This window comes from Sphaerisporangium dianthi (genome assembly GCF_042654065.1).
Taxonomy (GTDB): Bacteria; Actinomycetota; Actinomycetes; order Streptosporangiales; family Streptosporangiaceae; genus Sphaerisporangium; species Sphaerisporangium dianthi.
Genome location: NZ_JBHSFP010000002.1, coordinates 664,667 through 688,302, shown reverse-complemented (window position 1 = coordinate 688,302; position 23,636 = coordinate 664,667). Strand labels below are relative to the sequence as shown.

The 23,636-nt window shown below is 70.5% G+C and carries 21 protein-coding genes and 1 tRNA gene; 8 read left to right on the top strand and 14 right to left on the bottom strand.

Annotated elements, in window-relative coordinates; genetic code table 11:
• Window positions 1–229 precede the first annotated feature (229 nt).
• The 5 genes from rplA to ACFO60_RS06130 all read right to left on the bottom strand — a co-directional run bounded on the left by rplA (window position 230) and on the right by ACFO60_RS06130 (window position 3,076).
• The gene (gene rplA, locus ACFO60_RS06150; protein ID WP_380838056.1) at window positions 230–949 is read right to left on the bottom strand and encodes a 50S ribosomal protein L1; all 720 of its coding nucleotides are present in this window, start codon (window positions 947–949) and stop codon (window positions 230–232) included.
• A gap of 132 nt (window positions 950–1,081) precedes the next feature.
• Entirely contained in the window at window positions 1,082–1,516 is a 435-nt protein-coding gene (gene rplK / locus ACFO60_RS06145) for a 50S ribosomal protein L11 (RefSeq protein WP_380838054.1), read from the bottom strand.
• 181 nt (window positions 1,517–1,697) lie between these two features.
• Window positions 1,698–2,537: a transcription termination/antitermination protein NusG gene (nusG, locus tag ACFO60_RS06140; RefSeq protein ID WP_380838052.1), complete on the bottom strand. Its 840-nt coding sequence runs from the start codon at window positions 2,535–2,537 to the stop codon at window positions 1,698–1,700.
• A gap of 134 nt (window positions 2,538–2,671) precedes the next feature.
• The gene (gene secE, locus ACFO60_RS06135) at window positions 2,672–2,929 is read right to left on the bottom strand and encodes a preprotein translocase subunit SecE (RefSeq protein WP_380838050.1); all 258 of its coding nucleotides are present in this window, start codon (window positions 2,927–2,929) and stop codon (window positions 2,672–2,674) included.
• A 74-nt stretch (window positions 2,930–3,003) separates the two neighbouring features.
• Window positions 3,004–3,076, bottom strand: a tRNA-Trp gene (locus ACFO60_RS06130).
• Between the two features lie 178 nt (window positions 3,077–3,254).
• On the opposite strand from ACFO60_RS06130, the gene ACFO60_RS06125 reads away from it, so the two are divergent.
• Together ACFO60_RS06125 and ACFO60_RS06120 are read left to right on the top strand one after the other, a co-directional pair.
• The gene (locus ACFO60_RS06125; protein WP_380838048.1) at window positions 3,255–4,460 is read left to right on the top strand and encodes a pyridoxal phosphate-dependent aminotransferase; all 1,206 of its coding nucleotides are present in this window, start codon (window positions 3,255–3,257) and stop codon (window positions 4,458–4,460) included.
• A 428-nt stretch (window positions 4,461–4,888) separates the two neighbouring features.
• Window positions 4,889–5,908 carry an adenosine deaminase gene (locus ACFO60_RS06120; RefSeq protein ID WP_380838046.1) on the top strand — a complete coding sequence of 340 codons (1,020 nt, stop codon included), beginning with the start codon at window positions 4,889–4,891 and terminating at the stop codon, window positions 5,906–5,908.
• A gap of 63 nt (window positions 5,909–5,971) precedes the next feature.
• Here ACFO60_RS06120 and ACFO60_RS06115 read toward each other — a convergent pair whose 3' ends face one another.
• Together ACFO60_RS06115 and ACFO60_RS06110 are read right to left on the bottom strand one after the other, a co-directional pair.
• Window positions 5,972–7,663: a hypothetical protein gene (locus tag ACFO60_RS06115; RefSeq protein ID WP_380838044.1), complete on the bottom strand. Its 1,692-nt coding sequence runs from the start codon at window positions 7,661–7,663 to the stop codon at window positions 5,972–5,974.
• 26 nt (window positions 7,664–7,689) lie between these two features.
• Window positions 7,690–9,372, bottom strand: a complete 1,683-nt coding sequence (locus tag ACFO60_RS06110; protein ID WP_380838043.1) for an RNA polymerase sigma factor — start codon at window positions 9,370–9,372, stop codon at window positions 7,690–7,692.
• Between the two features lie 339 nt (window positions 9,373–9,711).
• On the opposite strand from ACFO60_RS06110, the gene ACFO60_RS06105 reads away from it, so the two are divergent.
• The gene (locus ACFO60_RS06105; protein ID WP_380838041.1) at window positions 9,712–10,245 is read left to right on the top strand and encodes a hypothetical protein; all 534 of its coding nucleotides are present in this window, start codon (window positions 9,712–9,714) and stop codon (window positions 10,243–10,245) included.
• A 216-nt stretch (window positions 10,246–10,461) separates the two neighbouring features.
• Here ACFO60_RS06105 and ACFO60_RS06100 read toward each other — a convergent pair whose 3' ends face one another.
• Together ACFO60_RS06100 and ACFO60_RS06095 are read right to left on the bottom strand one after the other, a co-directional pair.
• The gene (locus ACFO60_RS06100; protein WP_380838039.1) at window positions 10,462–11,445 is read right to left on the bottom strand and encodes a hypothetical protein; all 984 of its coding nucleotides are present in this window, start codon (window positions 11,443–11,445) and stop codon (window positions 10,462–10,464) included.
• Window positions 11,432–11,914, bottom strand: a complete 483-nt coding sequence (locus ACFO60_RS06095) for an RNA polymerase sigma factor (protein ID WP_380838037.1) — start codon at window positions 11,912–11,914, stop codon at window positions 11,432–11,434. The genes ACFO60_RS06100 and ACFO60_RS06095 overlap by 14 nt, the downstream gene beginning before the upstream one ends.
• A 292-nt stretch (window positions 11,915–12,206) precedes the next feature.
• On the opposite strand from ACFO60_RS06095, the gene ACFO60_RS06090 reads away from it, so the two are divergent.
• From ACFO60_RS06090 to ACFO60_RS06070, 5 genes are all read left to right on the top strand, one after another.
• Window positions 12,207–12,923, top strand: a complete 717-nt coding sequence (locus ACFO60_RS06090) for a class I SAM-dependent methyltransferase (protein ID WP_380838035.1) — start codon at window positions 12,207–12,209, stop codon at window positions 12,921–12,923.
• Window positions 12,924–13,106: 183 nt separating this feature from the next.
• Window positions 13,107–13,631 carry a hypothetical protein gene (locus tag ACFO60_RS06085; RefSeq protein WP_380838033.1) on the top strand — a complete coding sequence of 175 codons (525 nt, stop codon included), beginning with the start codon at window positions 13,107–13,109 and terminating at the stop codon, window positions 13,629–13,631.
• A gap of 11 nt (window positions 13,632–13,642) precedes the next feature.
• A complete protein-coding gene (locus tag ACFO60_RS06080; RefSeq protein WP_380838031.1) occupies window positions 13,643–14,371 on the top strand; it encodes a response regulator transcription factor in 729 nt (242 codons plus the stop codon).
• 19 nt (window positions 14,372–14,390) lie between these two features.
• A complete protein-coding gene (locus ACFO60_RS06075) occupies window positions 14,391–15,797 on the top strand; it encodes a sensor histidine kinase (protein ID WP_380838029.1) in 1,407 nt (468 codons plus the stop codon).
• Window positions 15,798–16,095: 298 nt separating this feature from the next.
• Window positions 16,096–16,419, top strand: coding sequence for a hypothetical protein (locus ACFO60_RS06070; RefSeq protein WP_380838027.1), 324 nt, complete (start codon window positions 16,096–16,098; stop codon window positions 16,417–16,419).
• 171 nt (window positions 16,420–16,590) lie between these two features.
• On the opposite strand, the gene ACFO60_RS06065 is transcribed toward ACFO60_RS06070, so the two are convergent.
• The 5 genes from ACFO60_RS06065 to ACFO60_RS06045 form a co-directional block, all read right to left on the bottom strand.
• Window positions 16,591–20,142, bottom strand: coding sequence for a CHAT domain-containing protein (locus ACFO60_RS06065; RefSeq protein ID WP_380838025.1), 3,552 nt, complete (start codon window positions 20,140–20,142; stop codon window positions 16,591–16,593).
• A complete protein-coding gene (locus tag ACFO60_RS06060; RefSeq protein WP_380838023.1) occupies window positions 20,139–20,465 on the bottom strand; it encodes a hypothetical protein in 327 nt (108 codons plus the stop codon). Before ACFO60_RS06060 ends, ACFO60_RS06065 begins: the two co-directional genes overlap by 4 nt.
• Window positions 20,466–20,693: 228 nt before the next feature.
• Entirely contained in the window at window positions 20,694–21,839 is a 1,146-nt protein-coding gene (locus tag ACFO60_RS06055; RefSeq protein ID WP_380838021.1) for an acetyl-CoA C-acetyltransferase, read from the bottom strand.
• Window positions 21,840–21,985: 146 nt separating this feature from the next.
• A complete protein-coding gene (locus tag ACFO60_RS06050) occupies window positions 21,986–22,849 on the bottom strand; it encodes a class F sortase (RefSeq protein ID WP_380838103.1) in 864 nt (287 codons plus the stop codon).
• Between the two features lie 21 nt (window positions 22,850–22,870).
• Window positions 22,871–23,065: a hypothetical protein gene (locus tag ACFO60_RS06045; protein WP_380838019.1), complete on the bottom strand. Its 195-nt coding sequence runs from the start codon at window positions 23,063–23,065 to the stop codon at window positions 22,871–22,873.
• Window positions 23,066–23,636: the final 571 nt, after the last annotated feature.

Below are 23,636 nucleotides of genomic sequence, written 5' to 3'. Positions count from 1 at the left end.
GTCGTTTTCACCCTACGCGCCACCACTACCCCGCGCGGCGGACAATGCGCATCGATTACGGGGTCGGAAGGCCTGTCCGGCGGGAGAACGCCCTCTTACCTGCGAGGAAAGGGACGACGGAAAATCGCAAAAGGGCCCGCGCCCCAAGGCGCGAGCCCTTCCGTGTGCTTCCGCAGCCGTCAGGCGGCGGCACCATGGGTGCCGCGCGCCCTCGGGCACGAGGAGGACGTCAGGCGTCCAGCTCGCCGGTGATGCCCCGCGTCACGTTCGGGTCCACCGGGATGCCCGGGCCCATGGACGTGGAGAAGGTGACCTTCTTGAGGTAGCGCCCCTTGGCCGCGGACGGCTTGAGACGGACGATCTCGTCGAGCGCGGCGGCGTAGTTCTCCAGGAGCTGGCGCTCGGGGAAGGACACCTTGCCGATGATGAAGTGGAGGTTCGCGTGCCGGTCGACACGGAACTCGATCTTGCCGCCCTTGATCTCGGTCACGGCCTTGGCCACGGCCGGGGTGACCGTACCGGTCTTGGGGTTCGGCATGAGACCGCGCGGGCCGAGCACTCGGCCGAGGCGGCCGACCTTGCCCATGAGGTCGGGCGTGGCCACGACGGCGTCGAACTCGTTGAGGCGGTTGCCCTTGGCGATCTCTTCGATCAGCTCGTCGGCGCCGACGATGTCGGCGCCCGCGGCGCGGGCCTCCTCGGCACGGTCGCCGGTCGCGAAGACCAGGACCCGGGCGGTCTTGCCGGTGCCGTGCGGGAGGTTGACGGTGCCGCGGACCATCTGGTCGGCCTTGCGGGGGTCGACGCCCAGTCGCAGGGCCACCTCGACGGTGGCGTCGAACTTGGTGACCGAGCTGGTCTTGGCGATCTTGGCCGCCTCGACCGGGCTGTACAGCGCCTCGCTGTCGATGTGCTCGGCGGCCTTGCGGTAGGTCTTGCTGCGCTTCACTGCTTCTCCTTCTGGAGCATGTGGTAGCGGGCCAGCGCGTGGCCCTCCCACTGTGTTCGTTTCGCCCCGCTACGCCCGGCGGCTCAGATCGCCGCCGTGCCCTCGCGGGGTTCGTCCTGCCTGGTGAGCAGGTCAGTCGGCGATCGTGATGCCCATCGACCGGGCGGTGCCGGCGATGATCTTCTCGGCCGCCTCGATGTCGTTGGCGTTGAGGTCGGGCATCTTCGTCTCGGCGATCTGGCGCAGCTGCTCCTTGGTGAGCTTGCCCACCTTGTCGCGGAGCGGGTTGGCGCTGGCCTTGTCGAGACCCGCGGCCTTCTTGATCAGCTCAGGCGCCGGCGGCGTCTTGGTGACGAAGGTGAAGCTGCGGTCTTCGAAGATGGTGATCTCGACGGGGATGATGTTGCCCCGCTGGGCCTCGGTCGCAGCGTTGTACTGCTTGACGAAGTCCATGATGTTGACGCCGTGGGGACCGAGCGCGGTACCGACCGGCGGCGCGGGCGTGGCCTGGCCAGCGGGAAGCTGGACCTTGACCAGAGCCGCGATCTTCTTCTTCTTTGGAGGCATGTCCTACTCCGGGTCCTGAACTCCTGTGAAACTCCCACAGGGCGTGGAAGCCCCCCGGGGCGCGCGTGTGCCAAGCGGCCACGCTCCCTCGGGAACAACCCCGCGGCTGCTCGACCGGCCAGCCCGCGGGACGACTTATCAGTGTAAGCGCGCGTCCAGATCGCCAGGACCTGGACGGGCGTCAGATCTTGGAGACCTGGTTGAACGACAGCTCGACCGGCGTCTCGCGACCGAAGATCGACACCAGCACCTTGAGCTTCTGCGACTCGGCGCTGATCTCGCTGACCGTCGCGGGCAGCGTGGCGAAGGGGCCGTCCATGACGGTGACCGACTCGCCGACCTCGAAGTCGACGGTGGCGGCCGCGGCCTTGGCGGCGGTCGTCTTGGTCTGCTCGGTCGGCTCGGGCGCGAGCAGCTTGGCGACCTCGTCGAGGCTCAGCGGGCTCGGCCGGTTGGAGAGGCCCACGAAGCCGGTCACGCCGGGCGTGTTGCGCACCGCGGACCACGACTCGTCGGTCAGTTCCATGCGCACCAGCACGTAGCCGGGGAGCACACGCTCTTTGACCGGGGTGCGCTTGCCGCCCTTGATCTCGGTGACGGTGTGGACCGGCACCTCGACCTGGAAGAGGTAGTCCTCCATGTTGAGCGACTGCGTGCGCGTCTCGATGTTGGACTTCACGCGGTTCTCGTAACCGGCGTAGGAGTGGATGACGTACCACTCGCCGGGCAGGCCGCGCATCGTGCGCTTGAACTCTTCGACGGGGTCGACATCGGGAACGAGATCACCGTCTTCGTCAACGGCGGCGTCCTCGACCGGAGCCTCGGCGGCCTCTGAGGCCTCGCCGGATTCCTCCGACTCGTCGGATTCCTCCGACTCGTCGAACTCGTCGGACTCGTCGGCATCACCGGTGGCCGCGGACTCGCCGGACTCGTCGGACTCGTCGGTGATCTCGATCGCCTCTTTCGGCTCGCCCTCCCACTCTTCGTGGGATGCGCCAGCCGACAGTGGGGACTCGGACACGGTGACTCTTTCTTCTCTCGTCGATGATGCGATCTTGTACCGCCGGGTCAAGAACGACCAGCCGCCCACCGAGGACGGCCGCCGTTCAGGACGGCACCTGTCCAGCCGTGGACGGCTGTCGCGCGGCGGCCGGCTCAGGCTCCGCCGAAGACCGCCAGCACACCCTGCGTGAGCAAGAAGTCTATCCCTGCCACGAGCCCGACCATGATCAGGACAAAGACGAGGACCACCGTGGTGTAAGAGATCAGATCCTTGCGCGTCGGCCAGATCACCTTGCGAAGCTCGGCGATGACCTGCCGGTAGAAAAGTGCGGGAGAAGTGCGCTTCTTAACGGTCTGGCCGGATGGCTTGCTCGGCCTGTCGGCGGCCTCGCCGCGTGTGTCGATCGCCACAGTCCTCACCTGATCCGTCGTTCCTACGCAACTATCGGCGGCATACACGCCATCGGTGCGCGGACCGCACTCCGCAGGGCACGAGGGACTCGAACCCCCAACCGCCGGTTTTGGAGACCGGTGCGCTACCAATTGCGCTAGTGCCCTCTGCCGTGAACCACCTTACCCCGTGTGCTCGGGGGCGTCGCTCACTAGTTGCAGAAGTGTACGGGTGAATGTGCCTCACGTCGAACCAACTCGTGCGACACGTCATGACGAGGCACCGCTCGTCCACATCGCGGATATAAGTCGGCGACGGCGCGAGCGGTCTGGAACGATGGAAGGCATGACCCGTCCTCGCATCTCAGCGCGCATTTCCGCCATCTCAGAGTCCGCCACGCTGGCCGTGGACGCCAAGGCCAAGGCGATGAAGGCGGACGGCCGTCCGGTCATCGGGTTCGGAGCCGGCGAGCCGGACTTCCCGACGCCCGACTACATCGTCGAGGCGGCCGTCGAGGCGTGCCGAGTCCCCAGATTCCACAAGTACACGCCGGCCGGCGGTCTTCCCGAGCTCAAGCAGGCCATCGCCGACAAGACGCGGCGCGACTCCGGTTTCGAGGTCGACGCCTCGCAGGTGCTGGTGACCAACGGCGGCAAGCAGGCCGTCTACGAGGCGTTCGCCACCCTGCTCGACCCGGGTGACGAGGTCCTGGTCGTCGCTCCCTACTGGACGACCTACCCCGAGGCGATCAAGCTCGCCGGCGGGGTCCAGGTCGACGTGGTGACCGACGAGACCACCGGTTACCTCGCCTCGGTGGACCAGCTGGAGGCGGCCCGCACCGAGCGCACCAAGGTGCTGCTGTTCGTCTCGCCGTCCAACCCGACCGGCGCGGTCTACTCGCCCGAGCAGGTGGCCGAGATCGGCCGCTGGGCCGCCGAGCACGGCCTGTGGGTGGTCACCGACGAGATCTACGAGCACCTGGTCTACGGCGGCGTGACCTTCACCAGCATCGCCACCGCGGTGCCCGAGCTGCGCGACCACGTCGTCGTGCTCAACGGCGTCGCCAAGACCTACGCCATGACCGGCTGGCGGGTCGGCTGGCTGATCGGCCCGAAGGACGTCGTGAAGGCCGCGACCAACCTGCAGTCGCACGCCACCTCCAATGTCTCCAACGTCGCGCAGGCGGCGGCCCTGACGGCCGTGTCCGGCGACCTTTCGGCCGTGGCGCACATGCGCGAGGCGTTCGACCGGCGCCGGCAGACCATGGTGCGCATGCTCAACGAGATCCCCGGCGTGTTCTGCCCTGAGCCGTTCGGCGCGTTCTACGCCTACCCGTCGGTCAAGGGCCTCCTCGGCAAAGAGATCCGCGGCCGGCGGCCGCGCAGCTCCGCCGAGCTGGCCGAGCTGATCCTGGAGCAGGCCGAGGTCGCCCTGGTCCCGGGCGAGGCGTTCGGCACCCCAGGCTACTTCCGCCTGTCGTACGCGCTCGGCGACGACGACCTGGTCGAGGGCGTCAGCCGCCTCGCCAAGCTCCTCGCCGAGGCCCACTAGCACCTGATATCCGGCGATATTCCTGGGTCCGTCCCAGAACCGCCGGAATCGCCGAAGGAGCGAAGGCCCGGGCCGTCGGCCCGGGCCTTGTCCGTCTCCCCTGGGTCAGCCGGTGGCGTGGACGCCGTCGGCGGTCGTCTTCAGCAACGATCATTTGCACGCCGCCGTACATGCCGGGCAGCGCACCGGGCTCGTCCCACGAAGTCGTGTAACCGGTCTCGCCGAAACAGTTTTTACCCGACCATTTCCCCCTTTGGAGGCGCTCGGGCAGGTAGCGGTGCTCCGAGCGGCCAGGGGCTCATCGAAGGCCGCTTCGTCTTCTTCCGTCATGGAGAGTCCCCTTTCACCCTCCCTAACGCACCGACGTCCCGCGAGGTTGAGAGGTGTTCCTGGACCGGCGCGACGGCGTCGTACGGCAAGATATGGAAATGGCACGCCCGCTCGACGAACTTCCGAAGGCCCATCTCCACCTGCACTTCACCGGCTCCATGCGGCATTCCACCTTGCTGGAGCTCGCGCGCGACCACGGGGTGCACCTGCCGGACGCGCTCGTGCAAGATTGGCCGCCCCGCTTACGGGCGACGGACGAACGGGGCTGGTTCCGGTTCCAGCGGCTGTACGACATCGCGCGCTCGGTCCTGCGCCGCGAGCAGGACGTCTACCGGCTGCTGCGCGAGGCCGCCGAGGACGAGGCGGCCGAGGGGTCCCGCTGGCTGGAGATCCAGGTCGACCCCTCGGGTTACGCCCAGCGGTTCGGCGGGCTGACCGCGACGCTGGAACTGGTGCTGGACGCGGCGGCCCAGGCGGCGGCCGCGTGCAAGGTCGGCATCGGGGTGATCGTGGCGGCCAACCGCACCCGCCACCCGCTGGACGCCAAGACGCTCGCCCGGCTGGCCGGGCAGTACGCCGACAGGGGCGTCGTCGGCTTCGGGCTGTCCAACGACGAGCGCCGCGCCCGGGCCCGCGACTTCGACGGCGCCTTCCGCATCGCCAAGCGCGCGGGGCTGCTCGCCGTGCCGCACGGCGGCGAGCTGTCGGGGGCGGCGAGCGTCGCCGAGTGCGTGGACGACCTGGACGCCGACCGCATCGGCCACGGCATCAGGGCGGCCGAGTCGCCCCGGCTGATGGAGCGGCTGGCCGACCGCCAGATCGCCTGCGAGGTGTGCCCCACCTCGAACGTCGGCCTCGGCGTCGCCCTGCGGCCCGGGGACGTGCCGGTGAAACGGCTCTTCGACGCCGGCGTGCCGATCGCTCTCGGCGCCGACGACCCGCTGCTGTTCGGCGCGCGGCTGCTACGGCAGTACGAGCTGGCGCGCGAGGTCTACGGCTTCACCGACGCCGAGATCGCCGAGCTGGCCCGCCAGTCGATCAGGTCCTCCACGGCGCCCGACGGGTACAAGAAGGAACTGCTGACGACGATCGACAACTGGCTGGCCGCCGGCGCCTGACCGGGCTGAAGGTGCGGCGGCGGCGCCTCGGTGCGTCGTGTCCGAGGCGCCGCCCCTTCGGTGTCACTGCGAGTGGATGTACACCTCGTCGAAGACCTCGGCGAGCTTGGTGAGGTCCTGGGTGACGCCCTTCTCGGGGTCGCTGGCGTCGAAGGTGACCGACAGCCGGCCGAGCCCCTTGCGGGCCTGAAGCGCCTTCCACATGGTGTTGGCCGTCAGCCCCTGGTCGAGGATGCGCCACGTGGCGCCGTCCCATTCCTGGCGGTGGGTCCACAGCATGACGGTCTGGACGCCCGCCTGCAGCGGCAGGTCGACGCGCAGCTTGGCCGCGGCCTCGGCCTGGGCGGCGGTGAGCTTGTTCTGACCGCTGTGGGCCAGGCCCACCTCGCGGGCGCCGACGTGGACGCGGGTGTCCCAGCCGCGGGCCCGCACGGCGATCCACTGGTTGCGCAGCGCCTTGTCCTGGGTGATCTTGTACTTGGCGTACTCGCTGGCGAACAGGCCGCTGGAGACGTTGACGTGGTCCACATCGCCGGTGAGCACGTACTTCTCGACGTTGGCGCGGCTGATCAGCGGGTACTTGGCGCGCAGCGCCGCCTGGCAGGGCTCCGACACCCCACAGCCCATCTCGGGCACCACCACGTCCACCGCCAGCTGCTTGCCCGCGGGCATCGCCGCGCGCAGGGCGGCGGAGGCGTCCTTGACGAACTTGCGGACGTCGCCCGCGTTCTTGAAGCCCCAGTAGCCGAGGTCCTGGGCGAACTTGACGCCCACAACTCCGGGCCGACTCGCCTGCGCGGCCATCGAGGCGACCGCGGCGTCGAACTGTTCCTTGCCGGCCGTCCACGCGGGGGCCAGCTCACTCTCGATCCACACCCGCATGCCCAGCTTGACCGCGGTGGCCGCCGCCTTGCCGGTGGCGTCGTCCGGCGCGGCCAGCGGAGCCTTGGACGCCTTCGGCGTCGCGCTCGGCGCGGGCTGGGTGGAGGCGTCGGGCTGCGGCTGGGTGGAGGCGTCCGGCTGCGGGGCGTCCCCGCTCGCGCTGGGGTCCGGCGCCACCGACTCCTGGGTCTGGGGCGCGTCGGAGGTCTCGACCTGCGGCGCCTGCCGACCGTCCGGGTCGGCCTGGGTCTGCGGGTCGGTCTGGGTCTGCGCGTTCGGGTCGTTCACCGTCTGCGCGTCCGGGTCCGTCTGGTTCTGGGTCGCGCCCGTCGGCGTCGGTGACGCGCCCGACGTGGTCTCCCCCGACGTGGTCTCGCCTGAGGTGGTCGTCGGCGTTCCCGAGGAGCCTCCGCCGCCGGAGCAGTCGAACTCGCCGCCCTGGCAGGCCTTGGCCGGCGGCTTGGTGATGTTGCCGCTGGTGTCCTTGCAGACGTACTTGCCGGCCGAGTGGTCGTACTTGCACAGGACCTGGTCCTTGTCGGCGCAGTCCTGCATGCCGGGGCCCTTGTTGGTCTTGTCCATGCAGAACAGCACCGGGCCCGGGTAGGGGACGGCCTCCTTGAGCTTCTCACCGTCGTTGCGAGCCCAGAAGCGCACGACGTCCAGTGCGTCCTTCGGCGTCTTCGCCATCCAGGAGCAGTACATGTACTCAGGGGTACCGGTTCCCAGGATGTCGTCGCACTCGTTGTTGACCGCGGGATCGGTGCTCGCGCCCGGATCGGCGAGGGCCATACCGGTCGGGATGCCTATCGTCAGCGTGAAGATCACCGCGACGAGGGCGATGATCCACTCGCGTTTGCGGAGTCGGGGCATGCGCGGTCTCCTCGTGCTCAGTCGGTTCAGCAGGGCTTCGTGTACGCGATGTTCACGCCGATGGTCCCGGAGCCTTTTGTCCCCTGGTTGTCGCCGGACCACGATATGGACATGTAGGCCGTCTGCTGCTGCCCACAGGGCGCGGAGGAGCGGACGCTGAATCCGATCGAGGCCGTCTGCCCGCTGCCGGTGCTGCCCGAGCCTGGAGAGACCAGGATGTCTCGGCCGACGGCGTCCCAGGTGATCGAGCCGACCTGGGACCTGAGGGTCACCGTGCCGTCACGGTTGACGCCGACGTCCAGCGAGGTGGTGGAGGCGGTGAAGGCCGGCGGCGGAGGGGGCGGCGGTGGAGGGGGAGCCGAGGTGGTCTGCTTGGTCTGCGGCTGCGAGCTCTGCTGCGGCGTGGACTTCTGGGACGGCTTGGGCGTCGAGGTGGTCTTCGGCGGCGGTGGCGGGTTGTTGGGTCCGTCGTTGGTGGTCGGGGCGGAGGACTTCTTGCCCTTGGGGGTGGCGGTGGGCTTCGAGCTGGTCGGCGGGGGCACGACCGGCACCGACGCTGTGGGCGCGCCCACGCCTGGACGGGTGGCGGCGGCCCCGGTCGCCCCGGGGCTGGCCACGGGGCCGGCCGTGCCGGCGGGGGGCGGGGGCGGCGGCGAGTCGACCAGCGGCGGCAGGGACTCACCCGGGGTGACGACGATCGTGCCGCCCGCGGCCTCGACGTCCACCGGCCCGTTGGTGCCGGTGGGGTTGAACAGCAGCGACCACAGCACCCCGGCCGAGGCCACCGACACCACCGTCACCAGCGCGACGCGACCCCAGCGGATGCGGCTCTCGGGGTCGTCGGCCTCGGGGTCGGGCTCCCAGAACTCGGGCGGCGGCTTGGCGCCCTCGGGCCGGTCGGGGGTGAAGCCCTCTTCGACGCTCAGCGGCGCCTCGGGTGCCGGGGGGTCCTCCAGGGCGTCGGGCTGCACGGGGAAGCCGTCGGGGTGCCAGCTCTCGGTGCGGGTCTCGGCCGCGGTGAACGAGGCGTCGGCGCCGGCGAACAGCCGCTCGGAGGGAGCCGGGCTCGCCAGGATCGGCATGCGGGTCATCAGCGCGGTCATCGTGACGCCCGACGTGGCCGACTCGCACTGCTTGCACGACCGGACGTGCCGGGTGATGTGCGCGCGCAGCAGCCGCGTCGGCGACTCGGCCCACGACTTCACCAGGCCGGGGAGCACCGAGCAACGCGGCTCGGGGCCGCGGGCGTCCATCACCGCGGCCAGCCACTGCTCGGCGTGGCGACGCCCAAGACGGGCCGCGGACTCCACGGCGTCCACCGAGATGTCCAGCACCCGGGCCACCTCGTCGGACTTCAGCCCGTGGCGCAAGGTCAGGTCGAGGATCTCGCGCTCGCGCGGCTCCAGGCAGGCCAGCACCTCCACGCCCAGTTCGGGCGAACCGCCGCGACCCTGCCGGGCGTAGGAGCCCTTGTGGGCCACTCCGGCGAGGCGGGCCTGGCACTCGGCGCGGGCCAGCGAGTAGAGCCACGCGCGCAGCCGGGTCGCGTCGTATAGCCGATCGGTATGGGCGACCGCCCCGTACAGTGCCCCGACGGTCGCCGACAGGGCGTCCTCATCGTCGAGCAACGACTGGCAGTAGTCGTAGAGATGATCTCCATACTCACGGCAGAGGCGCTCCAGCGCAGCGGGGTCATCCCTCCTCAGCACGGGGATCAGCTCTCCTGACTCGATGCAAATGGGAAAATCCGGAACTGGCAAAGCAGTCAGAAATATACGGGAGGACGCCCCAGCTGCTCATATCACTTTCATCACATAACAAACTTCTATACTCTGTTGACTGCGTTGCGGTCTTAACCCACACCTGAATGCACACGGAGGGACGACAGCCGCGATGTGCATCGGGCAACCAACGTGGATCCCTCGGAGACGAGCATCGTGCCAGACAACTGGGATGAACCTGCTTCATCGCGCCGTCGTCCGCCGTATGCCAAGAATTCCACCGGAAGCGGTCCCCGTGCGGACCGATGGCGCACGTGGGAGACCTCGATGGACCTGGACGACGATGAAGGACCGATCCGCCGATGGCTGGGCACCGACCGGCGCGGCCCCATCGTGATCGGGCTGATGCTGCTGGTGGCGGCCGTGTCCGGCATCTGGTTCGCCTGGCCTGAGTCCTCCGGCGACGGGTCCGGCGCACCGGCCGCGATCCAGACGGCCTCCGGGTCGCCCACCGCCAGGTCGTCCACGTCCGCGCCGCCCACGGGAGTGGAGTCGCCCCCGCCGCCGCCGGCCGCGGAGCGCACCTCGGCCGCTCAGCGCACCCCGGCCCGCAAACGGACGACGGCGCCCCCCACCGCGCGGCGCACCGAGCCACCCCCGCCGCCGGCGACCTCGCAGCCCCGCACGCCGACCGCCAAGCCGACCCGCACGTCCAAGCCGACCCGGTCCGCCAAGCCGAGCACACCGCCCTCGCAGACGGGCCCCACGGCTCCTCCGCCCCCGCCCTCGTCGCGGACCGCCAACCCCTCCCAAGCCCCCGACACCGGCCCGACCCTTCCCCCGCCGCCTCCCGGCTCCTGACGTCCGTCCGGCCACCCCGCTCCTGACTTCCCGGCCACCCGGTTCCTGAGGCCCGGCCGTCAGGCTCCTGAGGCCCGGCCGTCAGGTTCCTGAGGCCCGGCCGTCAGGTTCCTGAGGCCCGGCCGTCAGGCTCCTGAGGCCCGGCCGTCAGGCTCCTGAGGCCTGGCCCGCCCGGTTCCTGGGGTCCGGCCGCCCGGTTACTGAGGTCCGGCGGCGTCAGCGCAGGGAGCGGGCGATCTCCAGAGCCCGCGAGAGATCGGCGGGGCCCTCCAGGCGGTAGCCGGTCTGACCCTGTTGCCAGATCAGGGTGGCGGCCGCGCGGCGCTCGATCGGCTCGGCGCTCCCCTGGGTGCGGGGAAGGTAGGAGAGGCCGTGCGGGCCGGAGATCCACCAGCCCGGGGCCGAGCCGACGGCGACCTGGCGGGGGAACGGTTCGCCGAGTTCCTTGCGCCAGACGGCCTCCAGCGTGCCGTCATAGAGGTCCAGCCGCGTTCCCGGCCAGAACAGCGAGAGCACCCGGCCCTTGTCGCTCACGCGAACGTCGTCGGGGTCGCCGAGCGCGGCCGGCACCTTGACCGGGAATTCCACCATCTCGCGGGCTTGATCCAGGCTCACGCGCCTCTCACCGGGCAGCGTGCCCGAAACCCCTGACGGCAACGGGTCCGCAACCCCGGATGGGAGCGGGTCCGAAACCCCCGACGGGAGCGAGCCCGGTTCGCCGACATGGATCTCCACGCCGGCGAGCCGCAACACGTGGGCCACGGCGGCCTGCCCCTGCGGCGTCAGCCCGAGCAGCGCCGCCGCGATCACCGCGACGCCGGTGGCCACCCACCGCCACCGCGGCCGCCGGCCGCGTCGCGGCGTCGACGCGGGTGTGGAAGACAGGTCCGCCGGAGTGAGCCCTTCGAGACGGGCGCGGACGGCGCGTGCGACGTCGGAGGAAGGCGGGCCGGGGGTGTCCAGCGCCTCGCCGAGCGCGAGGAGTTCGGCTTCCAGGAGGCCCGGGCGGCGCGCACCGTCGTCCGCGCTCACGCCGTCGCCCGCACTCGCGTTCACGTCCGCGTCGTCGTTCGCGTTCGCGTCGTCGTTCGCGTTCGCGTCGTCGTTCGCGTTCGCGTCGTCGTTCGCGTTCGCGTCGTCGTTCGCGTTCGTGCCGTCGTTCGCGTCCGCGTCGTGGTTCGCGTCTTCAGGAGAGTTCACCGCCCACCTCCTTCCGCAACCGTGCCAGCCCTCGGAAGGTACGCGACTTCACCGACCCGACCGGCCAGCCCAGGACCTCCGCCGTCTCGGCTTCGGAGAGCTGTAGGAAGTACCGGCAGACCACCGCTCGGCGTTCCCGGTCGGGCAGTGCCCGCACGGCCGCAAGCAGCCTGGCCCGGCGGTCGGTCGCGATGGCCGCGCCCTCGGGGTCCTCGGGGACGCGCAGGTCGGGCTCCGCGCCGGCCTTGAGCACCAGCTCGGCGCGGCGCCCCCTCGACCGGGTCATCGTGTGGGTCTCGTTGGCCACGATGCGCAGCAGCCACGGCTTGAACGCCGCGTCGCGGCGGAAGCCCGCCAGATGCCGGAACGCCTTGACGAAGGCCTCCTGGACGACGTCCTCGGCCTCGTGCCCGGCGCCGAGGAGCGCGGCCGTACGATGCGCCACCGCGCTGTAGCGCGCGACCAGCACCTCGTAGGCGGCGAGATCACCCGCCAGGGAGCGGGTTATCGCCTCGTCGTCGTCCGTCGCGGGCTCCTTGGAAGATCCTTGAGCGACAAAAGGTAGTTTCTTTGGAGCTCTTCGCGCAAAGGCATGGCAAGACTCGCGTTCAGTGCGTTTCCGGGCATGCTCCCCGGGAAGTTGGGACCGGCGCGGACCAGGGCGGCTAGACTCGTTGCCCATCCGTGGCCGTGGCCCTGTTCGGGGCTGCGGTTTTTGAGTGAACGAAACTGGGCGGGGACGCATGTCTGGGTATGACCGCGTGGTGCAACCTGCGGCCGGTGACGAGGCCTTGGAGAACCACCTCGGTGGCGACGAGGCCAAGAACTACCGGCAGTACGAGTTCGATATGGTCGCCCCGCATGTCGGCAGGTCCATGCTCGAGATCGGTTCGGGCCTCGGCCATTTCGCCGAGCAATTCCTCCCCCGCCTCGACCGCCTCGTCGTCAGCGACTTCGACCCCTACTGCGTCGAGCAGCTCGGCAAGCGGTTCGAGGGCCGCGACGACATCCAGGTGCTGCAGTTCGGCCTGCCCACCGAGATCCCGCTCGCCGATCCGGTGGACACCGTCGTCCTGATGAACGTCCTCGAGCACATCGAGGAGGACGTCGAGGCGCTGCGGTCCCTGGCCAGGGTCACCCAGCCCGGCGGCCGCATCGTCATCTGGGTGCCCGGCTACATGCAGCTCTACGGGGACTTCGACCGCAAGGTCGGTCACGTCACCCGGTACACCCCCTCGACGCTGGGCAAGACCGTCGCGGAGGCCGGGCTGAAGGCCGAGGTGCTCAAGCCGATCAACTTCCTGGGCGGCCTGGCCTGGTGGGCGGCCGTGCGCCGCGGCGGCGTCGGTTACCCCGACCCCCGGCTGGTCAAGATCTACGACCGCACCGTCGTGCCGACGACCCGTTTCATCGAGCGCTTCATCCGTCCGCCCTTCGGCCAGACGGTCTTCTGCGTGGCCCGCGTCCCGCAGCGGTGACGCGCAGACCTCGACGGTGACGACGAACCGCCGCGTTCCGGAGCGACGGTGACGACCGGCCGTCGCGTTCCGGCGTGGCGGTCCGGTGGGAGTTCGCGCCGGGCGCGGCGCGACGGTGGCGTTCTTCGGGATATCACAGGAATTCCTCGCTCTTCTCCTAGCCGTCTCCGGTCGGCTGGGAGCATGAGAAACCTTTCTAGAACGCTGGTCGCCGGGGCGGTGGCGGGTGCCCTGGCCCTCGGAGCGCTGGGCGGCGTCGCCGTCGCGCGGCAGGCGGGCGGCGAGCAGGCGGGCGTCCCCTACGAGCTGCTGTCGGCGGACTCCGCCGCGAGCGAGGCCGCCGCGAGCGAAGCCGTCGCTCTGACCAACGCTCCGGGCGACCGTCCCCGGCTGCGTCTCGCCCTGCGCCGCGGCCTCATCGGCCTGCACGGCGAGGCCACCGTCCGGGCGCGCGGCGGGGGCTTCGCCACCTACACCTGGCAGCGCGGCGACGTCACCGCGGTGTCCGGCGGCTCGATCACCGTCAAGAGCGCCGACGGCGCGAACTGGACCTGGGCGCTGAACACGGATACTAAAGTCCGCAAGAATGGCGCCAAGTCCGCTTCTTCTGCGCTGACGTCCGGTGACGGCGTCTTCGTCCTGGGCACGCCCAACGGTGACGCCCGGACGGCGCAGGGAGTGGTGGTGCCGAAGAAGACCAAGGATTGACCGAAGGACGGATGAGCGACCAGACGAACAAGCCCAAGGTCCTCGTCGTCGACGACGAGCGCAACATCCGCGACCTGGTGGGCATGGCGCTGCGCTTCCACGGGTTCGAGGTGGTGAGCGCGGCGCGCGGGTACGAGGCGCTGGAGATCGCCCGCTCCGGGATGCCGGACCTGCTCGTGCTGGACGTGATGCTGCCCGATCTGGATGGGTTCGAGCTGTGCCGGCGGTTGCGCGCCGACGGGGATGACGTCCCGGTCATCTTCCTGACGGCGCGCGACGCCCCGGCGGACACCGTCCACGGCCTCACCCTGGGCGGGGACGACTACGTCACCAAGCCGTTCTCGGTGGAGGCTCTGGTGGCCCGGGCGAGGGCGGTGCTGAGGCGAGGCGGCCGACGGGGCGCGGCCGGGTCCGATCCGGCAGTGCCGCCCGCCGACCAGGCGTTCTTGGCCGTGGCCGATCTGGAGCTGGACGAGGCCCGCTGGGAGGTGCGCCGGGGCGGCACCCCGGTCGACCTCTCCCCCACCGAGTTCCGTCTCCTCGCCTTCCTGATGCGCCACCCCGGACAGGTGCTGACCAAGGCGCAGCTGCTGGAGCACGTGTGGGGGTTCGGCACCCAGTCGCAGGTGGTCGAGACCTACATCTCGTATCTGCGGCGCAAGCTCGACCCGCTCGGCCCGCCGCTGATCCACACTCAGCGCGGCGTCGGCTACGCCCTTCGTCCCGCGACCGACGGCTAGCCCGGTGCGGTGGTCCGGCGTGACGCTCAGGGGACGCCTGCTGGCGGGGCTGCTCTCCGTGACGGCGGTCGGCCTTGCCGCGCTGTCGGTCGTCAGCGTCCTGGTGCTGCGCGGCCACATGCTCGACCGCACGGACGCGACGCTCGCCACCGCCGCGAAGGCGTCCGCCGCCCGGCTGGTGCGGGCGTCGAACATCGCCCTGGTCAACGCCAGCCCGACGTCCGCCGTGGCTCTGCTGAACCTTTCCACCAACCGGGGCCGGCTGCTGGGCGGCGACGACCCGGATGCCGTGCACGTCCCCGAGATGCTGGAGCGGATGAGCGAGGCCCGGCTGCAGGAGCTGGCCGACAGCGGCAGGCCGTTCGCCCTCAGCGAGCGGCTGCGGGCCGCGGCGGCGCGGATGACGGTCGGCGACCGCATCGTGGTCGTCGCCGTGCCGCTGGACGAGGTGCGTGACGCGATCCGCCGCCTGGTGATCACCGAGCTGGTCACGGGGGCCGTGCTGATCGCGCTGCTCGCCCTGCTGGGCAGGTTCCTGATCGGCAAGGGCCTCGCGCCGCTGTCCCGCATGGCGAGGACCGCCCAGCTCGTCACCGAGGGCGGAGACCTGTCGGCCCGCATGCCCGAGGGGAAGTCGGAGGCCGGGCGGCTCGGCTCGACGATCAACGTCATGCTCACCCGCATCCAGGACGCGTTCGCCGCGCGCTGGGCGTCGGAGGAACGCGTGCGCCGCTTCGCCGCCGACGCCTCGCACGAGCTGCGCAACCCGCTGACCACCATCCACGGGTACGCCGAGCTGTACCGCCAGGGGGCCATCCCGGACGAGGAGGTCCCGCAGGTCATGCGCCGCATCGAGGACGAGGCGACACGCATGACGCGGCTGGTCTCCGAGCTGCTGGAGCTGGCCCGGCTGGACAAGGGGGCGCCGCTCGCCGTCGCGCCGGTGGACCTGACGGCGGTCGCCGGGGAGGTCGCCGACGACTTCACCGCGCTGGACCCCGACCACCCGGTGACCGTCGAGGCGCCCGGACGGCTGGTCGCCGTCGTCGACGAGGCCAGGATCCGCCAGGTGCTGGTCAATCTGCTGGCCAACGTCCGCGCGCACACCCCGCCGGGGACGGCCGCCACGGTGCGGTTGAGGCCCCCCGCGGTGCTGGAGGTGGGCGACGACGGGCCGGGCATGTCCCCCGAGAACGCCGCGCGGGCCTTCGACCGGTTCCATCACTCCGCGCTCAGCGAGGGCAGCGGGCTCGGCCTGGCCATCGTCCAGGCCATCGCCACCGCCCACGGCGGCCGTGCGGACCTGCGATCCCTGCCCGGCCAGGGCACCCTCGTACGCGTCGAGCTCCCGGACCTGTCCGCCGCGCCGACGGCCCGGTTCGAGCCGCCCGGCCGTGGCCCCTCCATCGGACGTCCCCTGGAGTGACCCGGCGGACGTTCGCGGGGAGCGACCTGGCAGTTCGTGGGGAGTGACCCGCGGGCGTTCGCGAGGGGTGGCCTGGCGGCTGTTCGCGGGCTGTGCGGGGCCCGATAAATCGGTTGTGGCGTTCGCGGGGGACTCGTACTGTCGGGGCATGCGCATTTTTCCTTACTGACGGCGTCGATCGGTCACGCTGACCGATCCGTCCGCGCTCAGCTCTCTGGTCCCGTCCATCCAGACGCGGCGGCTGACGCTTCGACCGGCATGAGTTCCCTGCCGCGTCGCCATCTGTAAGGAGACGTGTATGCGTGCCCATAACGGCCACAAGAACGGCGGCAAGACCGCCAAGGCTCAGCAGAGCCCTCTTCCGGCGATCAAGGCGTCCACCAGCACGGCGTCCCTGCTGGAGCTGGAGCTTTCGCTCCCGCCCGAGCATGGGCTCTCCGTGCCGGGCTCTGCCCTCCCGGGGCTGCGGCCCGAGATCGCGCTGCCGGCGCTCCAGCCGGACGCCGCGCAGGGCTCGTCACAGCCCGAGCGGCGACTGCCCGCGGCCCCGCGCCGCATTCCGGTGCCGCCCGCGCCGGTACGACGCGTGACGCCGCCCCGGCGCCAGCCGAAGGGCCGCTGACAGGCCCGGGTTCCCGCCCTTCCTCGTTCGGGGATCCGCGAACGGCGGCGTCCCGCTCCCACCTTCCCGGGAGCGGGACACCGCCGTCTCACCACTCCCGCGCGCCTTCCCGGGGACGGAACCGCCGCCTCACAGCTCCCGCTCCCGCTGCCCGGAGACGAGGCCGCCGTCTCACAGTTCCTGCTCCATCGCGGAGACGGCCTCCCGCATGTCCTCGCGGTCCGGCGCGTCGACGTGTTCCATCGCCCGCCTGGCGCGGCCGAGGTACTCCGCGGCGATCTCGTTCTCGTCATGGCCGAGCGCGTCTTCGCTGATGAAAAGGCAGGCCCGCACCAGCATGGCGTGGGAGCCGGCCCGGTCGAAGCGTTCGACCAGCCGCCGGCACGCGCGGACGCCTTCCTCGCGCTCGCCCCGCTGGACGTCGATCACCGCCATGAGGAACTCGGTGTCGTCGGCGTAGTCCGGCATGTGGTTGCGCCGGTAGTAGCGGAGCGCGACCTCGAAGGCCGCGGCCGCCTCGGCGTGGCGTTCTCGCTTCATCTCGATGATGCCGAGCTCGTGGTGGGCGTCCGCCTCGGTGCGGCCCGCTCCCCGCTCCCGGGCGCGTTCGATGGCGAACAGGCACCAGTGGGCGGCGTCGTCGAGGTTGTCGTCCTGCTCCTCGACCATGGACAGCTCGTGGGCCGTCCACGCGACCTCGCCGACCAGCGGGTTCCTCATCCCGAGGGCCAGGGCGGAGCGCAGCCATCCGCGCGCCTCGTCCAGATCTCCGGCGTTCCTGGCCCGTTCCCCCAGGTAGCGGCGCAGGCCGACGATGCGGGCCGGGCTGTCCTGGAGCTCGGCCTCGCGCAGCTCCGTCAGCAGTTCAGCCCGTGACATCTGGCTGTACGTCACCGGGCGCTCTTCGTCGGCGTTCGGCGGGGGCAGGCCGACCTCGGCCGCCAGCCGGCCCGCCTCGGTGGGGGCGAGCGCCATGTCGTCGACGAGCTGCTGCCACGTCGACCGGCACTCGGCGACGGCGCCCGGCGTCCCCTGCGCCCGGGCTCGGTCGACGGCCAGCGTCAGCAGCCGCCTGGCCTCCGCCACGCCGTCGGTGTGGAGCATGACGCGGGCGCCCCTGAGCAGGAGGGGCAGGAGCCGCGGTTCGGTGTACGCGGTGGGAGGCGGGCCGATCAGCCGTTCGAGATGGGTCTTGGCGGTGGGCCAGTCGCGCCGTTGCGCGGCCGCCCAGCTGAGGATGTCGTCGGCGGCGCCGAAGAAGGCGGCGGCCTCCACGCGGCCGCCGTGCGCCGGCCGCGTGTAGTCGCATAGATCGTCGAGCATGCCCCACGCGCGCCACCAGCCGAACGACCCGGGCGGCTCCCGCGCGTACTCGGCCGCGATCTTCGCGGCGACCTCGTACTCGCCGAGGTCCAGCGCGTTGAGCAGGGCGACCCAGACACTGCTCTCCAGCATGTCCATGAAGAAGTTGCGCTGCCGCCGCCAGGCGTAGCCGTTGGTGTCGGCCTTCTCCGGCTCGGGCACGATGGTCACCATCATCCCGTACGTGGCCTCGGCGACGGCGAGCCGCAGGGAACCGAGCTCGTCGCGGGAGAATCGGCGGGCCAGCGCTCCCCTCAGGGCGAAGGAGACCGCGGGAGGGACGCTGAAGCCCAGCGCGGGGCTCTTGTGGAACCGCTGGATGAGGCCCATCGTCTCGGCGAGCAGCAGCACCTGCTCCCACTCGGCCCTCGGCACCCGGATCCCCATGAGCTCGGCGAAGGGATCGCGCTGGAGGCCTCGGTCGGTCACCAGGCCCAGTAGCCCGGGAAGGGCCGTGTGGCCGCACAGCCCGATGAACGGGATCAGTTCGAGCCGCCGCCGTTCCACCTCCCCGGCCCCCTGCGCGCCTTCCAGGCAGCGGACCACCTCTGGGTCGAGCAGCGGGTCGTCCTCACCCGCCGGGAAGCCGATCTCCATGCTCCAGCAGACCTCGTCGATGGCCCGGCCTTCGAGCGCGCGACCCATCGCGCGCACGCTCGCCGCGTGCCAGCCGGACGCCCGCGGCAGCCAGCTCGGCAACCCCGCGATGTACGGGTCGGGCCGCCGGATCTCCGGCCGGTCCTGCAACATCCGGCCGATGAGCCAGCCGGTGACCTCGGTGCCCATGTCCCCCAGGGCGTGCGAGCGGTGCCTGGACGTGAACGCGTCGTGCCGTGTGGCGATGAGGACCCTGTGGCCGCCCGGAAGCATGCGGGCGGCCTCCTCCACCTTGGCGAAGGAGGCCCCGTCGACGCCGTCCCAGACGTGGAGGACGGAGCGCTCCGGCCGTGCCCGGGCGGCCTGGGCGGCCCTCAGCGGGAGCGACGGGTCGCGGGCGAGGTCCTCGCTCCAGATCGGGCGGATCTCGTCGAAGGCGTTGATCAGTTCGTTGTACCTGCGGTACGTGTGCAGGAAGCGCGTCTTCCCGCCGCCGACGACACCGTGGACGACCACGGGATCCGGCTCCATGAGCAGCCGGTCGAGCGTGGTCAGCTCGTCGTCCCGGTACATCAGCGCCCGCAGGTCCTCGCCGTCGTCCCCCTCCAAGACCGTCGCCGGGGCGTCGGGGATCACGTGCGGGAAGGCGGGCGTCCAGGTGTCGACGCTGTACAGGACGGGGAGGGCGTGGAACGGACGCCGGACGCGCGCCTTCTCCTCCTTGTCCCTGTCATCCCCCTCCTCGCCGTCCGCCTCGCGCAGCAGCACCCGCCGCGCGATCGAGGCCGCCACGGCGACGCTCCGCCCTTCGGCCATCGCGTCGTAGAAGGCGCGCGAGAACGACGACACCTGGGAGGCGCCCACGTTGTGCGTCATCCCGAGGACGGCGGGGACTCCGCGGTCGAGCAGGGCCATCGCCACGGAGCCGACGGTGGTGCCGGGCGCCGCCTTCGCGGAACGGCACGCGTTCAGCACGATCATGGGAACGGTCCCGGCGGGCACGGCGCCCGCGAATTCGGTCGAAAGCACCCGGTCGGGCCCGCCGTCCTCCCTCTCGAACAGGACGCCGCTGCTGATTCCGGTCGCGCCTTCCTCGAAAAAGCCGTGCCCGTCGAAATGGACGATGTCATATTCCGACGACGACGCCATGACCTCTTTGAACCGGCGCAGGGTGGGCGGGCGCAACAGGTCGACGCGCACGACGCCCTGGGACCTGGCCGCCGCCTCGAGAATCGGGCCGCGGACCGTTCGGGGCCTGACATCCTGGTTTCCGTAAGGCCGGGGAGAGACCAGGAGAATTCTCAAGGACTCGGCCTGCCGAGGGACGGTCGCCGCATGGGCTCCGTCACGAGTGCGGCGGCAGCGGGTGAACTCGCGGACCAGCACCAATGGGTAGTCCCCGGTGCCCGGCAGGCGAATGAGCTCCCACGGTATTCCCAGAAAGCGCGGATCGTCCGATATAACCCTAACTCGGGTGATATCGGAGTGGCGTTCGGCCAGAGTCCGCATGACGGCCTGGGAGTCTTCCGTCGGCGTCAGCGCGTTCCACAGCGCTTCGCCCATCTCCTCGACCGTGTTCAGCGCGTCCTTCCAGCGCTGCCGTTCAGGGCCGAACGGCAGGTCAGGGCAGTCTTCCAGCAGCCAGCGCAGCGTTTCGGCGGCCTCGGCGGTGAACGGATCGTCGAATTCGACCGGGACGGCGGCCCCGTCGAGAGCGATCCGAACGCGTCGCCCTCCGAGGTGCTCGACCTCTAACCCGGTCATTCGTTCTCGGACAGATGCACTTCTATGATCTTGGTGCCGTCCGGCCTGTCGATCTCTTTATAGGTGATCTCGCGACCGCGCGCCTTCGGCAGCAGGATGGCCTTCAGCAAATCGTAGAGCGCGTTCCCCGCCACACCCGAGGCGAGCGAACCCATCACCACCAGGACGGACCCGAGAAATTCCGCCGCGTCGAAGTGGTCGAGCCTGCCCCCGTACGGGCGGGCCACGGCGACCCTGGTGTGATCGTCGCTCATGTTCCAGGAATGAATAATCTCGGCGGCGGTGACATCGAAATCACCGGAGACGGCCAGTAGCACGTCCAAGTGGCTCGCACATCCTCGGTAGATCGGCCTGGAACCCAGGTCAGCATACTAGCGGGGCGTCTCCGCGAAAGTGAAACGTCCCGAGGCCCCGCCGGGTTGTAATACGCTTATCCCGCTGGACGTGAATCCGCCGGACTGGGACGCGTCCGCAGAAAGAAAAAAGGAAACGGCGGTGCCCGCTCATGCTTCCGGGGAGCGGAACACCGCCGTTTCTCAACGCGTGAGCGGTCAGAGACGCTCGATGATGGTGACGTTGGCCTGGCCGCCGCCCTCGCACATGGTCTGCAGGCCGTAACGCCCGCCGGTGCGCTCCAGCTCGTGCAGCAGCTTGGTCATCAGGATGGCGCCGGTGCCGCCGAGCGGGTGGCCGAGCGCGATGGCGCCGCCGTTCGGGTTCGTCTTGGCCGGGTCGGCGCCGATCTCCTTGAGCCAGGCCAGCGGCACGGGGGCGAACGCCTCGTTGATCTCGATGACGTCAATGTCGTCGATCGACAGCCCGGACCTCTTCAGCGCCCGCTGCGTGGCCGGGATCGGCGCGGTCAGCATGTACACCGGGTCGTCGCCGGTGAGCGCCAGCGTGGTGATGCGCGCCCTCGGGGTCAGGCCGTGGTCCCTCACCGCCTGCTCGGAGGCGATCAGCAGGGCGCCCGAGCCGTCGGAGATCTGCGAGGAGGTGGCCGCGGTGATCCGGCCGCCGTCGCGCAGCGTCTTCAGCCCGGCCATCTTCTCCAGGGTCGTGTCGGCCCGGGGACCCTCGTCGTCCTCGACGCCGTTGATCGGGGCGATCTGGTCCTTGAAGTAGCCGTTGGCGATGGCCTTGGCGGCGCGCTGGTGGCTCTCGTAGGCGTACCGCTCAAGCTCGTCGCGGCTGAGGCCCCACTTCTCGCACATCAGCTCGGCGCCGCGGAACTGCGAGATCTCCTGCTTGCCGTACCGCTCGACCCACATCTCGCCGAACGGGAAGGGCATGCCCTTCTCCAGCGCGGCGGTGATGCTGGAGCCCATGGGCACGATGCTCATCGACTCGACGCCGGCGGCGACCACCAGGTCCTGCGTGCCGGACATGACGCCCTGGGCGGCGAAGTGGATGGACTGCTGCGACGAGCCGCACTGCCGGTCGATGGTGACGCCGGCCACCGTCTCCGGCAGGCCCGCCGACAGCCACGCGTTGCGCGCGATGTCCAGGCTCTGCGGGCCGAACTGCATGACGCAGCCCATGATGACGTCCTCGACGGCCGCGGGGTCGACGCCCGTGCGCTCGACCAGGGCCTTGAGGGTGTGGGCGGCCAGGTCGGTGGGGTGGACGGCGGACAGGCCGCCCTTCTTCTTGCCAACCGGGGTACGGACCGCCCCGACGATGTACGCCTCTGCCACAGTGCCTCCTGGGTTCCGTCCCACCACATGAAACCGAGCAATGTTCGGTCTATCCGAGGTTATAACAGAATAATCCTCCGCGGAGGGCAGGGTGCACTCACGTCCCCCGTCGCGGAACACCTCCGCCGGGGGCATGGACGCGCAGGTCAGCGTCCCGAGGACGCCTTGCGCGTGCTCGTCATCCTCGCGTAGACGATGACGTTGTCCACGTAGTGCCCGGTGATGTGGTTGTAGCTTCCGCCACAGGTGATCAGCCGCAGTTCCGCCGCGTCGGCGTTCCCGTACACCCGGTTGGTGGGGAAGGTCTCCTTGGCCGCCTGCTCGACGCCGCCGACGGTGAAGACCGCCACCGTGCCGTCCATGCGGACGACCTCGACCGTGTCCCCGTACTGGAGCTCACGCAGCCGGGCGAACACGGCGCTGCGCGTCACCGTGTCCTTGTGGCCGAGCATCACCGCCGGGCCGGCCTGCCCGGCCGTCGGGCCGTACCGGTACCAGCCCACCAGGTTCGGGTTGTTGATCGACGGCGTCTGGATGGCGCCCTTCTTGTCCAGGCCGACCGACTGGATGGGCGCGTTGATGCCGAGCTTCTTGACGATGAGCCGCTTGGGCGTGGACGGCTGCATCGCCGGAGCCGCCGGGAGCGGCGGCGCGGGCGGCGGCGCCGTCGGGTCCGCCTGCGTCAGCGGCTGCCCGAGGCCGCCCGGACCGACCGAGGCCGCGAACCCTCCGGCCGGCGGCTGCGCCTGAAGCTTCATCGGCGTGCGCGCGTCCGTCAGGCCGTACTCCTCCGGCGCGTTGATCATGAACAGCAGCCCGACCACGACGGTGACCACCCCGGCCACCGCGGCCAGGATGAGCACCGCGCGCATGATCTGCCCGCGGTCGGCCCGCTCCTGCCCCTGCCACTGACCGGCGGGCGCGGCGTACTGGTAGTAGACCTGCGGACCGTACGGCTGGCCTGGCTGCGGAACGCCCTGACCGTCCTGGTACGGGTATTCCGGAGGCATAGTCACCCCGAGCGCCTCCGATCAGTGCTGCTGCGGCCGACGCCGCCGCAGGAACAACCCACCCACGGCGGCACCGCCGACCAGCAGCGTGCCGACGAGCACGAACATCCGTCCGTCAGGCCCCGCGTCCCCACCACCGCCCGTAGCCGCCCCGGCCACCGGCTTCCGCGTGACCTGCTGCGTGTTACGCGGCTTATGCGTCACCGTCTCGAACACGGTATGCGTCTGCCGAGGAGTAGGACTCAAAGTCGGCGTCGGAGTGGGGGTCGGAGTGTCGTAGGGGTCCGAGTAACTCGGCGAAGCTGTAGGACTGCTCGACCGCACCACCAGCGAAAGCCGCGCGGGTGTTGCGGCCGCCGGAACCGTACAGGTGAACGTGGCAGTCGGGCTAGGAGAAGGGACGGTCCCTGCGGTGGGCCCGATCTTCACCAAAACCGTCTCCGCCACGACGCCCACCGTCCCACTGGCCGTAGGCGTCACTGTTACCACTCCGCCCGTAAGCGGTAGGGGAAGAGTGGCACTCGGAGACACTGATGGAGAGATCGAGACGGAGGAAGTCGCCGTTGCGGTCTGCGCAGTCAGCGGAGTGCCGCCAGCTACTGGCGTCGCCACAACCTCGCCTTCCACCCAGACGTACTCTCCGATGGGAATGCCAGAGGCTCCCGCTTTCAGGGGAGTAGCACCGTTGCCGACGCTGACTGTGATGCCGACCGGTTCACTGGGAGTCGGGGTCGGCCTCGTCGCGAGCAGATTGACCGACACATTCCCCGTAGCGCCATCCGTACTG

Bases quoted from the DNA above. Each gene is read 5' to 3' on its own strand.
- ACFO60_RS06105 (WP_380838041.1), top strand. From the start codon at position 9,712: ATGGACCTGGACGACGATGAAGGACCGATCCGCCGATGGCTGGGCACC.
- rplK (WP_380838054.1), bottom strand. From the start codon at position 1,516: ATGCCTCCAAAGAAGAAGAAGATCGCGGCTCTGGTCAAGGTCCAGCTT.
- ACFO60_RS06080 (WP_380838031.1), top strand. From the start codon at position 13,643: ATGAGCGACCAGACGAACAAGCCCAAGGTCCTCGTCGTCGACGACGAG.
- ACFO60_RS06115 (WP_380838044.1), bottom strand. From the start codon at position 7,663: ATGCCCCGACTCCGCAAACGCGAGTGGATCATCGCCCTCGTCGCGGTG.
- ACFO60_RS06070 (WP_380838027.1), top strand. From the start codon at position 16,096: ATGCGTGCCCATAACGGCCACAAGAACGGCGGCAAGACCGCCAAGGCT.
- ACFO60_RS06065 (WP_380838025.1), bottom strand. From the start codon at position 20,142: ATGACCGGGTTAGAGGTCGAGCACCTCGGAGGGCGACGCGTTCGGATC.
- ACFO60_RS06085 (WP_380838033.1), top strand. From the start codon at position 13,107: ATGAGAAACCTTTCTAGAACGCTGGTCGCCGGGGCGGTGGCGGGTGCC.
- ACFO60_RS06050 (WP_380838103.1), bottom strand. From the start codon at position 22,849: ATGCCTCCGGAATACCCGTACCAGGACGGTCAGGGCGTTCCGCAGCCA.
- ACFO60_RS06120 (WP_380838046.1), top strand. From the start codon at position 4,889: ATGGCACGCCCGCTCGACGAACTTCCGAAGGCCCATCTCCACCTGCAC.
- ACFO60_RS06125 (WP_380838048.1), top strand. From the start codon at position 3,255: ATGACCCGTCCTCGCATCTCAGCGCGCATTTCCGCCATCTCAGAGTCC.